Here is a 14,718-nt window from a genome sequence, read left to right as displayed (position 1 = left end):
CTTGTGGGAGCGAGCTTGCTCGCGATGAGGCCCTACCAACCAATACACCTCTCACTGCCACCCGCTTTCAGCCACCCCCACCAAGCCGTATAGTTGCCCCATTCAAGCGCTCTACGAGATTGCCCATGACTCAGGAAACGCCCTACATCTTCGACGCCACCACCGCCGATTTCGACCAGTCGGTGATCGCGAACTCTTTCCACAAACCGGTGCTGGTGGATTTCTGGGCCGAGTGGTGTGCGCCGTGCAAGGCGCTGATGCCGATGCTGCAAACCATTGCCGAGAGCTATCAAGGCGAACTGCTGCTGGCCAAGGTCAACTGCGACATCGAGCAGGACATTGTCGCCCGCTTCGGCATTCGCAGCCTGCCAACGGTGGTGTTGTTCAAGGACGGCCAACCCGTCGACGGCTTTGCCGGTGCCCAGCCGGAATCGGCCGTGCGAACCATGCTCGAACCCCATGTGCAGATGCCGCCTCCGGCTGCGGCCGACCCATTCGAACAGGCCCAGGCGCTGTTCGACGACGGTCGTTTCGCCGACGCGGAAGCCCTGCTCACGGTATTGCTGGGTGAAGACAACACCAACGCCAAGGCCCTGATCCTGTATGCCCGCTGCCTGACCGAGCGCGGTGAGTTGGACGAAGCGCAGACCGTGCTCGACGCGGTAAAAAGCGACGAACACAAGGCCGCCCTCGCCGGCGCCAAGGCGCAGATCCAGTTCCTCGGCCTGGCCAAGCACCTGCCGGACGCCGCCGACCTCAAGGCGCGCCTGGCGAAAGACCCGCAGGACGATGAGGCGGTGTACCAACTGGCGATCCAGCAACTGGCGCGCCAGCAGTACGAAGCGGCCCTCGATGCACTGCTCAAGCTGTTCATGCGTAACCGCAGCTACAGCGAAGGCTTGCCCCACAAGACCTTGCTGCAAGTGTTCGAACTGCTGGGCAACGATCATCCGCTGGTGACGACCTATCGTCGCAAGCTATTCGCCGCGTTGTATTGATTCCTCTGTAGGAGCTGCCGAGCGAAGCGAGGCTGCGATCCTTTGATCTTTCGCTTGAGATTCAAGCGTCTGGGTAAAGATCGCAGCCTCGCTTCGCTCGTCAGCTCCTACACGCTCCTACGCGTTTTCGTGCCAGCTGTAGAGCGGTGTGTCACCGCCGCTGATCACTTTTACATCCGGGCTATGGCGCAAGCGCACCAACAGGCGCTTGCCCGCCGAGGCGCTGCCGGTCAGGCCTTCGAGCTGTTCCAGCAGGTCCGGGCCGCTCAATTGCCCGGCCTTGCGCAGCAGTTCCTTGGCGATCTGCCACTGGGCATCGTCCTGATTCACTGGATTGGCCACCGGTTTGGCCGCCGGGGCCGCCACACTCTCGGACTTGGCCACTTGCAACTGCGCGCCGAGCTGCGCCCAGTCGCCCTCATCCATTTCGATCGACAAGTCCACCGGCCAATCGCCGACGGTTCCGCGTATCCGCAACATCACCGTGCTCCTGAATATTTCATGTTCGCATGCTCCCATGGCCCTTGCGCGACGCCAAGCAGACGGTCAAACTCTCCGCACTTTCGTTATAAGATTACATAACCTTTTCGGAGACTCGTCATGCGTCGTCTGCTTCTCGCTTTGCCGTTCGCCCTGCTGCCATTGGCTGTCGCTCATGCGGCGGTCGAGCATGATCATGACCACGAGCACGGCAGCCTCGGCGCCCATGAACACGGTGTGGGCCGGTTGAACGCCGCCCTGGACGGCCAGACCCTGGAGCTGGAACTGGAAAGCCCGGCGATGAACCTGGTGGGCTTCGAACATGCCGCCACCAGCGATGCCGACAAGGCCAAGGTCGCCGCCGTACGCGCGCAGCTGGACAAGCCGCTGGCGTTGTTCAACCTGCCGGCCGCCGCCAAATGCACCGTGGCCCAACAGGAACTGGAAAGCCCGCTGTTCGGCGATGAACCGGACCACGAAGAGCATGACGAAGACGCCGACGGCGACGAGCACCACGGCGAGCACAGTGAGATCCATGCCCATTACCAATTCACCTGCGCCGCCCCGGGTGCACTGAAGAACCTGGACCTGGCGACCCTGTTCAAAACCTTCCCGGCCACCCAGAAAATTCAGGTACAACTGATCAGCCCGAGCGGCCAGCAAGGCGTGGAAGTGACGGCCAAGGCGCCAGCCCTGAAGTTCTGATCCACCGCAAAACCCAATGTGGGAGCAAGCCTGGTGGGAGCAAAGCTTGCTCGCGATAGCGGTCCGACAGTCAACATCCAAGTTGAATGTAATGACCTCATCGCGAGCAAGCTCAGCTCCCACAGGTGTTCCACAGGTTCCACTATTTGAAGCGGCAAACATGACCCAAGCACTCATCGAACTCTCCGACCTGGGCTTCAGTTGGCCCGGGCATCCACCGTTGCTGGATATCCCGGCATTTCGCCTGGAGGCCGGTGAGACGCTGTTTCTCAAGGGCCCGAGCGGCAGTGGCAAGACCACCTTGCTGGGGCTGCTCGGCGGTGTGCAGACGCCGGATCGCGGCAGCATCCGCCTGCTCGGCCAGGAACTCACCGAGCTGGGCGCCGGCAGTCGCGACCGCTTTCGTGTCGACCACACCGGCTACATCTTCCAGCAGTTCAACCTGCTGCCATTTCTCTCTGTGCGCGAGAACGTCGAACTGCCCTGCCACTTCTCCAAGCTGCGCGCACAACGGGCCATCCAGCGCCACGGCAGCGTCAATCAGGCCGCCGCCACGCTGCTGGCCCACCTGGGCTTGACCGACCCGAACCTGCTGGAACGGCGCGCCGACTCGTTGTCCATCGGCCAGCAACAACGGGTCGCCGCCGCCCGGGCGCTGATCGGCCAGCCGGAACTGGTGATCGCCGACGAACCGACTTCGGCCCTGGACTACGACGCCCGGGAAAACTTCCTGCGGCTGCTGTTCGCCGAATGCCGCGAGGCCGGGTCGAGCCTGTTGTTCGTCAGCCACGACCAGAGCCTGGCGCCGCTGTTCGACCGCAACCTGTCGCTGGCCGATCTCAATCGCGCCGCCACGCCACTCGAGGTTTGAGATGTATTTGTTCCGTCTAGCCATGGCCAGCCTGGCGAACCGCCGCTTCACCGCGATCCTCACCGCGTTTGCCATCGCCCTTTCTGTTTGTCTGTTGCTGGCAGTGGAGCGGGTACGTACCGAGGCGCGGGCCAGTTTCGCCAGCACCATCAGTGGCACCGACCTGATCGTCGGCGCCCGCTCCGGTTCAGTGAACCTGCTGTTGTATTCGGTGTTTCGCATCGGCAACGCCACCAACAACATCCGCTGGGACAGCTTCGAACACTTCGCCAGCAACCCGAAAGTGAAGTGGGCGATCCCCATGTCCCTCGGCGACTCCCACCGCGGTTATCGGGTGATGGGCACCACCGAGGCTTACTTCGAGCATTACCAGTACGGCCGCCAGCAGCATCTGGAACTGGCCGACGGCCGGGCTTTCGCAACCGATCCGTTCGAAGTGGTGCTCGGTGCCGAAGTGGCCGAGGCGCTGCACTACAAGCTCGGCGACAAGCTGGTGCTGGCCCACGGTGTGGCAGTGGTCAGCCTGGTCAAGCACGACGACAAGCCCTTCACTGTGGTCGGGATTCTCAAGCGCACCGGCACCCCGGTGGACCGCACGCTGCACATCAGCCTCGGCGGCATGGAGGCGATCCACATCGACTGGAAGAACGGTGTGCCGGCCCAGGGCAATGGCCGCATCAGCGCCGACCAGGCCCGCAACATGGACCTCACGCCCCAGGCAATTACCGCGTTCATGCTCGGCCTCAACAGCAAGATTTCCACCTTTGCCTTGCAACGCGAGATCAATGAATTCCGCGGCGAGCCGTTGCTGGCTATCCTGCCGGGCGTGGCGCTGCAGGAATTGTGGAGCCTGATGGGCACGGCGGAAAAAGCCTTGTTCGTGATTTCGTTGTTCGTGGTGCTCACCGGGTTGATCGGCATGCTCACCGCGATCCTCACCAGCCTCAACGAGCGTCGTCGGGAAATGGCGATCCTGCGTTCGGTGGGCGCGCGGCCGTGGCACATCGCAACGCTGCTGGTGCTCGAAGCCTTCGCCCTGGCGCTGGCCGGGGTCACCGCCGGGCTGGCCTTGCTGTACATCGGCATCGCCGCCGCCCAGGGTTACGTGCAGTCGGCCTACGGCTTGTACCTGCCGCTGAGCTGGCCGAGCGAATATGAATGGACGCTGCTGGCTGGCATCCTGGTCGCCGCCCTGCTGATGGGCAGCGTGCCGGCCTGGCGCGCCTATCGCCAATCGTTGGCCGACGGCCTGTCGATTCGTCTATGAGGACCTTGAAGATGCCCCGCGCCCTGCTTGCGCTGTTGATGATGGTCGCACTGCCACTATGGGCGGCCGAGCCGAGGGACTTGGCCTGGTCGGAAATGATCCCGCCGGACGCGCCGTCGGAAGTGCCGAACATGACCCCGCTGCACGACTTGTCGAAGATGAGCGATGCCCTGGCCGCCGAGTCCGCCCCAGCCGCCAAGCAGGATTTGCCCAACGCCCCGGTGGTCAAGGCCCTCGATGGTCAGCAGATTCGTTTGCCGGGCTACATCGTGCCGTTGGAAGTCAGCGAGGAAGGTCGCACCACGGACTTCTTGCTGGTGCCGTATTTCGGCGCCTGCATCCACGTACCGCCACCGCCGTCCAACCAGATCGTGCATGTGAAAAGCGAAGTCGGGGTCAAGCTCGACGAGTTGTATCAACCGTACTGGGTCGAAGGGTCGATGCAGGTCAAGCCGTCCACCAGTGAACTGGCCGATGCCGGGTATCAGATGGAGGCGCAGAAGATTTATGTGTATGAACTGCCGGAGTGAATCCGGGAGTGATGCGTGGTTTTGAGATCGCTATCGCGAGCAAGCTCGCTCCCACAGTTGATCGTGTTTCCTCGAATAATGTGGGAGTGAGCTTGCTCGCGATGGTTCCCTCGAATTTTCCCATCAGCGCTTTTATTGAGCTGAGTCAATTAAACACCCCCTGACTCATTGAGCTGTGTCAAAAGACCGGACCAGACGGCTTCGTAACATGGGACATCTAATTTCGATGCCCTCTGGAGCCCTCATGAACAAGTCCTTGCTCTGCGCTTCCCTCGCGGCCCTCGCGCTCGCTGCCCCACTCGCCCAGGCTCACACAGCCGGCGATATCATCGTTCGCGCCGGTGCCATCACCGTCAACCCGGAAGCCGACAGCTCCAGCGTCAAGGTCGACCGTGGCCCGCTGGCCGGCGCCGACCTGGGTGGCAAGGCGACCATGAGCAGCGACACGCAGTTGGGCTTGAACTTCGCCTACATGATCACCAACAACCTGGGGATCGAACTGCTGGCGGCCTCGCCGTTCGAGCACGACGTGAAAATCAAAGGCACCGCCCTGGGCGCGGCCAATGGCAAGCTCGGCACCCTCAAACACCTGCCGCCGACCCTGAGCCTGGTCTACTACCCGCTCGACGCCAAGTCGGCGTTCCAGCCTTATGTCGGCGCCGGCATCAACTACACCTGGATCTACGACGAACACGTCGGCAGCGAAGCCAGCGCCAACGGCTTCAGCAATTTCCGCGCGAGCAATAGTTGGGGCATGGCGTGGCAAGTGGGTGCTGACTACATGTTGACCGACAACATTATGATCAACGGCCAGATCCGCTACATCGACATCGACACCACCGCGTATGTGGACAACAACGCCGTGGCCGGCGGTACCCGGGCCAAGGTGAATGTCGATGTGGACCCATGGATCTACATGGTGGGCTTGGGCTACAAGTTCTAAGCCGAACCTGAAGATACAAAAATCCCTGTGGGAGCGAGCTTGCTCGCGATAGCGGTGGGTCAGTCAACATGATTGCTGGCTGACTCACCGTCATCGCGAGCAAGCTCGCTCCCACAGTTTTTTGGGTAGCGGGAAAATCAGCGTCCCAACAACCGCGCCAGCCCCACGCTCATCGGGGTTTGCGGGGGAAAGCTGAAGCGCTGCAACAGCCGATGGTTGTCGGCCCGCGAATGGCGGATGTCGCCGGAGCGCGCCGGGCCGTAGCTGATCGGCGGCAGATCGCCCACCACGGCGGCGAGGGCCTGGAGCATCTGCTTGAGGGTCGTGGCCTGGTTCCAGCCGACGTTCACCGCGCCCACTTCCACCTCGGGCTTTTCGATGGCCTGCACCAGCAAATCCACCAAATCTTCGACATAGACAAAATCCCGAGTCTGCTCACCGTCGCCAAACACAGTGATTGGCAGGCCTTTCTGCGCCCGTTCGCTGAAGATGCTGATGACCCCGGAATACGGCGAGGACGGATCCTGGCGCGGGCCGTAGATGTTGAAGAAGCGGAACACCGCCGGCTCCAGGTCGTGCTGGCGACGATAGAAGTCGAAGTAGAACTCGCTGGCCAGTTTGTCCGAGGCATACGGCGTGAGCGGGGCCTTGGGGGTTTCTTCGTCGATGGACTCGCCTTCGCCGTTGTTGCCGTAGACCGCTGCGCTGGAGGCGAACAGCACCCGCTTCACACCGCTCTGGCGCATGGCTTCGCAGACATTCAGGGTGCCGATGAAATTGCTCTGGTGGGTGCGCACGGGGTCGTCCACCGAAGCTTGCACCGAGGCCACCGCCGCCAGGTGCGCCACGGCGCTGCAACCGGCCATGACCCGCGCCACCAGCGCGGCATCGGCGACGTCACCTTCGATCAGTTCGAGCGCCGGATTGTCCAGCGGCAGGTTGCTGCGCTTGCCGGTGGACAGATCATCGAGGATGCGCACCGAATGGCCCTTGGCGAGCAAGGCGTCGGTCAGGTGCGAACCAATGAAACCCGCACCGCCGGTGATTAAAACAGGGCCTTCAGCCATGGCGATAAAACCTATCCAGTAAGCCCGGGAGTGCCGCGCGCCAGGCGCGGGGCTTGATCCCGAAAGTGTGCAGAATTTTCTTGCAGGCCAGCACCGCGTGCTGCGGTTCTTCCGCGGCGTCCGGCCGTGCGGCGTGGGCCTGGGGGGTGGGCGACTCGATGGCCAGCGGATGCAGGGCGCGGGCTTCGGTGAGGATCGCCTGGCCCAATGCCAGCGGCGTAGTCGCCTCGTGGCCGGCGTAATGGTAGGTGCCCCACAGCGGCGCCGCGCAATCGAGTTGCTTGAGCACCGAGATGATCACGCGCGCGGCATCGTCCACCGGCGTCGGATTACCCCGGCGGTCGTCGGCCAGCAACAGCTCTTCAGGCTGTTCGGCCCGGACCAGGAAACGCCCGAGGATGCCATCGGCGCTGTCGTCCAGCAGCCAGCCGAACCGCAGCAGCACATGTTGCGGGCAGGTGGCGCGCACGCTTTGCTCGATCCGCCACAGCGCCTGGCCGCGTACGCCCAGGGGCACGGGCTCGTCTTTCTCGCTGTAGGCCGTGGCGCGGGAGCCATCGAACACGCGATAGCTCGACGGTTGCAGCAAGACGATGTTGTGATGCTGGCACAGCCCGGCCAGGCGCTCGACAGCGCGCTCCTGGCTGGCCAGGCGCTGCTCGCTGACGGCCTCGGCCTGGAACCAGTCGAAGTAGTACGCCAGGTTGATCAAGGCGTCCGGGCGGGTGTCGTCGAGCAGTTGCGTCAGGCTCGCGGCATCCCAACCGTCTTCGGGCGGGCGGGGGGCAAGAAAACCGATGTCTTCTTCTGCACCGAGGCGAATCAGCGCCTGCCCAAGGGCATTTCCGCCGCCCAGTAACATAAGGCGCATTCGCATAAAGTCAGCAGGCCCAGTCTATTGGCACAAGAATTTGGTCGACAACGCCCGCAGGCGTTGTCGGAATCGTTGCATTTTGCGGGTTTAGTGCGCAACCGTCATCCGTAAAGTGCAGATCGCCGGGTTTGTGCAGGTCTTGAGGCCCTCATCGCGAGCAAGCTCGCTCCCACAGGGGATCTCAGGTGCCCATGCTATCCCTGTGGGAGCGAGCTCGCTCGCGATAGCGGCCTGGCAGGCAATGAAGGTTTCAAGTGGTACTTGCATCTTCCCCACCCCACCCGCCTAAACTGCCCCCATGAATCTGCCCCTTGCAGCCAACCACGCCATGGCCGGCTTTCACCCCGCCGTTCGCGCCTGGTTCAGCCAGACCTTCCCGGCGGTCACGGCCGCACAGGCCCGGGCGTGGCCGTTGATCGGCCAGCGTCGTTCGACCCTGGTGGCGGCGCCTACCGGCTCGGGCAAGACCCTGACGGCGTTTCTTGCCGTGCTCGATGACCTGGTTCATCGCGGCCTGGAACAGGGCGGCCTGCCGGACCAGACCCTGGTGGTCTATGTCTCGCCGCTCAAGGCCCTGAGCAACGATATCCAGATCAACCTACAGAATCCCCTGGCCGGCATCACCGAGCAATTGCAAAAAATGGGCTTGCCGCCCCTGCACATCACCACCGCCGTGCGTACCGGCGACACGCCGCAGAAAGAACGCTCGGCGATGCGCAAGACCGCGCCGCACATTCTGGTGACCACCCCCGAATCGCTCTACGTGCTGCTCGGCTCCGATTCCGGCCGACAGATGCTCGCCAGCACCCGCACGGTCATCGTCGACGAAATCCACGCCATCGCCGCCAGCAAACGCGGCAGCCACCTGGCCTTGAGCCTGGAACGCCTGCAAGCCCTGTGTGCCGAGCAGCTGATGCGCATCGGCCTGTCCGCCACGCAAAAGCCCATCGAAGCGGTGTCGCGTTTTCTCGTCGGTGAGGGACGCACCTGTGAAATCGTCGACATCGGCCACGCCCGCCCCCGGGACCTGGACATCGAGGTGCCACCAGTGCCGCTGTCGGCGGTGATGGCCAATGACGTGTGGGAACTGGTCTACAACCGCCTCGCCGAGCTGGCCCGGGAACACCGCACCACGCTGGTGTTCGTCAACACCCGGCGTTTGGCCGAACGCCTGACCCGTCACCTGAGCGAACGCTTGGGCAAGGACGCCGTGGCCGCCCACCACGGCAGCCTGGCGAAAGAGTTTCGCCTCGACGCCGAACAACGCCTCAAACGCGGCGAGCTGAAGGTGCTGATCGCCACCGCGTCCCTGGAGCTGGGCATTGATATCGGCGATGTCGACCTGGTGTGCCAGATCGCCTCGCCCCGCTCGATCTCGGCATTCCTGCAACGGGTCGGTCGTTCCGGCCACCAAGTCGGTGGCACGCCCAAGGGACGCCTGTTCGCCACCACCCGCGATGACTTGATCGAATGTGCCGCCCTGCTCGACTGCGTACGCCGTGGCGAACTCGACATCCTGCACATCCCCACGGCGCCGCTGGATGTACTGGCCCAGCAGATCGTCGCCGAGGTCAGTTGCCAGGAATGGCAGGAGCAGGCGCTGCTGGAGAATTTCCGCCGCGCGGCGCCCTACACAGACCTGGACGACCACCACTATCAGGCCTTGTTGCAGATGCTCGCCGAAGGCTTCAATGGCCGCCAAGGCGTGCGCAGTGCCTACCTGCACCGGGACGCTGTTGCCCGGACCTTGCGCGGGCGCCGGGGCAGCAAGCTCACGGCCGTGACCAGCGGCGGCACCATTCCGGACAATGCCGACTACAGCGTGCTGCTCGAACCCCAAGGGCTGAACATCGGCAGCGTCAACGAAGACTTCGCGGTGGAGAGCATTGCCGGCGATGTGTTCCAGTTGGGCAATACGTCGTATCGCATCATTCGCGTCGAAACCGGCCGCGTGCGGGTCGAGGACTCCCAGGGCCAGCCGCCGACCATCCCGTTCTGGCTCGGCGAAGCGCCGGGGCGCAGCGCCGAATTGTCCCTGGCCGTGGCGCGCCTGCAAGCCCAGCTCGATCAACTGCTGGCCGCCACGCCGGGCCACCTGCAACCGGCCCTCGATTGGCTCACCGACACCCTGCAACTGAACCTGGCCAGCGCCGAACAACTGGTGGATTACCTGGCCCCGGCGCGCCTGGCCTTCGGCGCATTGCCGTCCCAGGACACGTTGCTGATGGAGCGGTTTTTCGACGAGTCCGGCGGCACGCAACTGATCATCCACACGCCCTTCGGCAGCCGTATCAACCGCGCCTGGGGCCTGGCCTTGCGCAAGCGCTTCTGCCGCACCTTCAACTTCGAATTGCAGGCCGCCGCCAGTGAAGACGCCATCGTGCTCTCGCTGTCCACCAGCCACAGCTTCGAACTGGACGAAGTGTGGCGCTACCTCAACAGCCACAGCGCCGAGCAGATCCTGGTCCAGGCGGTGCTGGATGCGCCGCTGTTCGGCGTGCGCTGGCGCTGGAACGCTGGCGTGGCCCTGGCCTTGCCGCGCTACGCCGGCGGGCGCAAAGTCGCCCCACAGATCCAGCGCATGAAAAGCGAAGACCTGATCGCCAGCGTGTTTCCAGACCAGATCGCCTGCCTGGAAAACCTCGCCGGCGAGCGTGAGATCCCCGACCATCCGCTGGTGGAACAGACCCTCGACGATTGCCTGCACGAAGCCATGGACAGCGAAGGCTGGCTGACGCTGTTGCGGCGCATGGAAGCGGGCGAGATTCGCCTGATCAGCCGCGACCTGCCGGCGCCGTCACCGCTGGCGGCGGAAATCCTCAGCGCCCGGCCCTACACCTTTCTCGACGACGCGCCGCTGGAAGAACGGCGCACCCAAGCGGTGATCAACCGGCGCTGGAGCGATCCACAGGCCACCGACGACCTTGGCGCACTGGACGCCGAAGCCATCCAGTCGGTCCGCGATGAGGCCTGGCCGACGCCAGCCAATCTCGATGAGATGCATGAAGCCTTGATGAGTCTGGCCTGCATCGCCGACAGCGAAGCCGACGCCCACGCGCCGTGGCTGGATTGGTTGCAGGCATTGGCCGCCAGTGGTCGCGCCAGTCACCTGCAGATCAGCGCCGAGCGTGGTCTGTGGGTGCCGCTGGAGCGCCTGACCTGCCTGCAAGCCCTTTATCCACAGGCCCGCTGGCAACCGGCGCTGACGCCCCTGGCCGGTTTCGATGAAGCCTGGGCCAGCGACGAAGCCCTGGTGGAAGTGCTCCGCGCCCGGCTCAGTGCCTTTGGCCCGCTGCCGTTGAAGGCCATCGCCTACCCGCTGGGGTTGTCGACGCCGCAGGTCACCCAGGCCCTGGCGCAGCTTGAACAACAAGGCTATGTGCTGCGCGGACGGTTCACGCCGGGCACCGGCCAGGAGGAATGGTGCGAACGGCATTTGCTGGCGCGGATCCATCGCTACACGGTCAAGCGCCTGCGCCGGGAAATCGAGCCGGTGATGCTGCAGGATTTCATGCGCTTCCTGTTCGACTGGCAACACCTGTCATCGTCCAGCCAAGGTCGGGGCAATGCCGTGCTGCCGTCGATCCTGGGCCAGTTCGAAGGCTTCCCGGCCGCTGCGTCAGCCTGGGACAGCGACCTGCTGCCGGCGCGGATCAAGGACTATTCGCCCAGTTGGCTCGATGAGTTGTGCCGCAGTGGCAAGTGGGTATGGACGCGCCTGAGCGCGCGCCAGAAGCCTTCCGCCAGCGCCCTGCGCAGCACGCCGGTGGTGTTGCTGCCGCGCAGTCAGGTGGCGTTGTGGAGCAGCCTGGCCGGACAAACGGCCCTGGATGAGTTGTCACCCAAGACGCAAAAAGTCCATCAGGCCCTCAGCGAACACGGCGCGCTGTTTTTCGACGAACTGGCCCACGAAGCCCACCTGCTGCGCAGCGAACTGGAAATCGCCTTGCAGGAACTGGTGGGCACCGGGTGGGTGAATGCCGACAGCTTCGCCGGCTTGCGCGCGCTGATCACCCCCGCCAGCAAACGCCAGGCCCGCAGCAGCCGGCGCGGGCGCGGCGCGTTTGTCGGCGGCATGGACGACGCCGGGCGCTGGGCCTTGTTGCGCCGCAGCCAGCCCGCGCCTGCGGAGGGCAATCGTCCCGCGCCCACACCGCCCGACACCCTGGAACACATCGCCATGACCCTGCTGCGCCGTTACGGCGTGGTGTTCTGGCGCTTGCTGGAGCGGGAGGCGGATTGGCTGCCAAGTTGGCGCGAGCTGCTGCGCACCTTTCATCGCCTGGAGGCGCGGGGCGAGATTCGTGGCGGGCGTTTTGTCAGCGGCCTGGCGGGCGAACAATTCGCCCTGCCCGAAGCCATCCCGCTGCTGCGCGAAACCCGCCGCCGCCCCACCGATGGCAGCCTGGTGGCGGTGTGCGGCGTCGACCCGCTGAACTTGGCCGGCACCTTGCTGCCTGGGGCGAAAGTGCCGGCATTGGCGAGTAATCGGCTGGTGTATCGGGATGGGTTGCCGGTGGCGGCACAGATTGCCGGCAAGCAGCATCTTTGGGTGGAGTTGGATGCCCAAGGGATGGCAGAAATTCGCACCAAGCTGATTCAACACCTTTAGCCAGACACATGATCGTTCCCACGCTCTGCGTGGGAACGCAGCCAGGGACGCTCCGCGTCCCCAAGAGGCCGAACGCGGAGCGTCCGTAGAGGCATTCCCACGCAGAGCGTGGGAACGATCAATGCGCTTGATCAGGCAATTCTTCCCCTGCCTTCGGCTCCTCGACCAACCGCTTGGGCAACACCACCTGCTGTGGATAAGTCTGCGCAAAATGCACCGCCGGGTGGTTATCCACAAGCTTCTTCAACTGCTGGTTGAATGCCCGGCTCACCGCATACTGCCCACCCGACACAGTACGGAACTGCGCCGTGAGTACCACGCCGTTGAGGTCCATCTTGTCCACGCCAAACACATCCAACGGCCCTTGCAGGTTGAACTTGAGGAACGGGTCTTCGGCGATCGAACGCCCGGCTTCGCGGATCAGTTCGATGGCCTGGTCCACGTCGGTGTCGTAGGTGAACTGCACGGAGAAGAACGCAAAGGCAAATTGCCGGGACTGGTTGGTCACGGCCTTGATCTGGCCGAACGGCACCGAATGCACGAAACCCTTGCCGTCGCGCAGGCGCAGGGTGCGGATGGTCAGGCCTTCGACAGTGCCGGCGTGGCCGGAGCTGAGCACCACCCAGTCGCCGATGGACAGCGTGTCTTCGATGATGATGAACAGCCCGGTAATCACGTCCTGCACCAGTTGCTGGGAACCGAAACCGATCGCCAGCCCCACCACCCCGGCACCGGCCAGCAACGGCGCGACGTTGATGCCCAGGTTGGCCATGGTGGTGATTGCGCAAATCACCACCAGGATGATTTTCGCCGCGTTGCGCAACAGCGGCAGGATGGTCTTGACCCGGGTGCTGGGCTGGCGGGCCCCGCGCTTGTTCAGCGGCGGTTTCAGGGCTTCCTGGATCGCCGTGTCGAGCACCACCCACGTGAGCCAGGTCATCAGGAAGATCAGGCCGATGCGGCTCAAGGAATCACTGATCGCCCGGCCTATGGCGTTGCGCGAGGCGAACTCGAACAGGGAAATGCCCCAGATCCGCCCGAGGACCTCAATGAATACCACCGCCATGACGATGCGCAACAACGCGTGCAGCAGGCTCAACAGGCGGCCCTTGTAGGCGCTGTTGCGCTGGATGGCCTCGGCCTTGGGCGACTTGAAGACGTGCTGGAACACGGTGCTGAGGAACACCGTAGCGATCAGCAGAATGGTGGTGAACAGCGCACAACGCAGGGCTTTCTGGTTGTCCTCGCCGACACCGATCAGGCTCACCGCCGACACCAGCACCATCAACAGGATCGGCCAATACCAGAGCCCGGAGAAAATCCGCAGCGACTCCTGCAAGGCCGGTTGCTTCAAGCGCTGGGCCAGCGGGCGGTTGCGGATCAGGTGCGCCACGGGCCGGCGCATGCGAATCACCAGCCAGCCAAAGATCACCGAGGCGAACAGGCCAGTGAACACCGCGATGCTGCTGGTGATGTTACCGCCCAGTTGCCGGGCGATCTGCGGGCTGGTCAGGGCATCGCTGAGGGCGGCGAGAAAACCGATCAGGAACAACGGCCGCGGGCTGAAACGCCGGATCATCGCCACCGCCCGGCGTTTGTGGCCAGCGTTGAACATCACGATCACGCACAGCAACACCGAAGTGGAGAAAATGCCGCTGCTGGTGGCGTAGGCGAAACACAGCGCCAGGGCGCGACCAACCGACACCTGCAAGAAGTGGCTGACGTACAGGGTCAGCGGCAGGCAGATCAACGCCGCAGCGGTGTACGGCAGCAGATAACCGAGCAGGTCGCGCAGGCGCTGGCGGCTGCGCAACCAGCGGCGCCGACCCAGATGGCGCAGCAGCAGCCGCGCGGCCGACCAGATCAGTGCGAAAGCGCCGATCCAGACGCTCGACAACAACAGGAAATCCCCCGCCACGCGCCAGGACGAACGGGACGTCTGGTCCACCAGCCGGTCCACCTCATCCGCCGCCCGATCCGCCCGCAGGCGCCAGGCATCCACCAGGCTCTGGTTGAGGTCGAGCTTGTCCTGGACATCGTCGATGCTCGAACTGATGGCCCCCAATAAACCGCCCTGCACCAGCGGCGCGGGTTCGGCGGGTGCTTCACTGGGCTGGGAGGTGCCAGGGACAGCGGCGGTCCCGTAGGCGCTGGTGCCGGTCATCGCCAGCAGGAACAGCAGCAATACAGTGCTCAATCGAGACAAAACGCGAGGCTCCTTCACACGGGATCGGTAAGGAACTGATCAATAACGGGCGGGCAAGTTCGGTTTTGGCGGAATGTAAAGGTCTGTAGGAGCTGCCGAAGGCTGCGATCTTTTGATCTTGAGCTTTCGCTTGCGACTCAACTGTCTGGGACAAGATCGCAGCCT

The 14,718-nt window shown here is 63.9% G+C and carries 11 protein-coding genes; 7 read left to right on the top strand and 4 right to left on the bottom strand.

The window, feature by feature from the left end; genetic code table 11:
- Window positions 1-125 precede the first annotated feature (125 nt).
- On the top strand, window positions 126-998 hold the full coding sequence (trxA, locus tag AB4Z20_RS17720; protein WP_013694317.1) for a thioredoxin: 873 nt from the start codon (window positions 126-128) through the stop codon (window positions 996-998).
- A 117-nt stretch (window positions 999-1,115) separates the two neighbouring features.
- On the opposite strand, the gene AB4Z20_RS17715 is transcribed toward trxA, so the two are convergent.
- Window positions 1,116-1,478: a hypothetical protein gene (locus AB4Z20_RS17715; RefSeq protein ID WP_253469807.1), complete on the bottom strand. Its 363-nt coding sequence runs from the start codon at window positions 1,476-1,478 to the stop codon at window positions 1,116-1,118.
- 120 nt (window positions 1,479-1,598) lie between these two features.
- Here AB4Z20_RS17715 and AB4Z20_RS17710 point away from each other — a divergent pair, with 120 nt between their 5' ends.
- The 5 genes from AB4Z20_RS17710 (at window position 1,599) to AB4Z20_RS17690 (ending at window position 5,794) form a co-directional block, all read left to right on the top strand.
- Window positions 1,599-2,183 (top strand): DUF2796 domain-containing protein, encoded by a 585-nt coding sequence (locus AB4Z20_RS17710; protein WP_253469810.1) that lies wholly within the window; start codon window positions 1,599-1,601, stop codon window positions 2,181-2,183.
- A gap of 160 nt (window positions 2,184-2,343) precedes the next feature.
- On the top strand, window positions 2,344-3,054 hold the full coding sequence (locus AB4Z20_RS17705) for an ABC transporter ATP-binding protein (RefSeq protein ID WP_024617591.1): 711 nt from the start codon (window positions 2,344-2,346) through the stop codon (window positions 3,052-3,054).
- Window position 3,055: 1 nt separating this feature from the next.
- Entirely contained in the window at window positions 3,056-4,321 is a 1,266-nt protein-coding gene (locus tag AB4Z20_RS17700; protein ID WP_003206044.1) for an ABC transporter permease, read from the top strand.
- Window positions 4,322-4,332: 11 nt separating this feature from the next.
- A complete protein-coding gene (locus AB4Z20_RS17695; protein ID WP_253469813.1) occupies window positions 4,333-4,851 on the top strand; it encodes a DUF3299 domain-containing protein in 519 nt (172 codons plus the stop codon).
- Between the two features lie 244 nt (window positions 4,852-5,095).
- On the top strand, window positions 5,096-5,794 hold the full coding sequence (locus tag AB4Z20_RS17690) for an OmpW/AlkL family protein (protein WP_003206048.1): 699 nt from the start codon (window positions 5,096-5,098) through the stop codon (window positions 5,792-5,794).
- 137 nt (window positions 5,795-5,931) lie between these two features.
- Here AB4Z20_RS17690 and AB4Z20_RS17685 read toward each other — a convergent pair whose 3' ends face one another.
- Entirely contained in the window at window positions 5,932-6,861 is a 930-nt protein-coding gene (locus AB4Z20_RS17685) for an NAD-dependent epimerase/dehydratase family protein (protein ID WP_442090319.1), read from the bottom strand.
- A complete protein-coding gene (locus tag AB4Z20_RS17680; protein WP_442090318.1) occupies window positions 6,854-7,738 on the bottom strand; it encodes a sugar nucleotide-binding protein in 885 nt (294 codons plus the stop codon). Before AB4Z20_RS17680 ends, AB4Z20_RS17685 begins: the two co-directional genes overlap by 8 nt.
- A 295-nt stretch (window positions 7,739-8,033) precedes the next feature.
- Between AB4Z20_RS17680 and AB4Z20_RS17675 the strand changes: the two genes are divergently transcribed.
- The gene (locus AB4Z20_RS17675; RefSeq protein ID WP_442090317.1) at window positions 8,034-12,347 is read left to right on the top strand and encodes an Lhr family helicase; all 4,314 of its coding nucleotides are present in this window, start codon (window positions 8,034-8,036) and stop codon (window positions 12,345-12,347) included.
- A gap of 118 nt (window positions 12,348-12,465) precedes the next feature.
- Here the strand turns inward: AB4Z20_RS17675 and AB4Z20_RS17670 are convergent, their stop codons facing one another.
- On the bottom strand, window positions 12,466-14,553 hold the full coding sequence (locus AB4Z20_RS17670; RefSeq protein ID WP_253469818.1) for a mechanosensitive ion channel family protein: 2,088 nt from the start codon (window positions 14,551-14,553) through the stop codon (window positions 12,466-12,468).
- Window positions 14,554-14,718 lie beyond the last annotated feature (165 nt).

Origin of the sequence: Pseudomonas sp. KB_12, assembly GCF_052114545.1 — a bacterium.
Lineage (GTDB): Bacteria > Pseudomonadota > Gammaproteobacteria > Pseudomonadales > Pseudomonadaceae > Aquipseudomonas > Aquipseudomonas brassicacearum.
The sequence above is the reverse complement of the archived record's forward strand: the minus strand, read 5'-3'. Positions and strand labels throughout refer to the sequence as shown.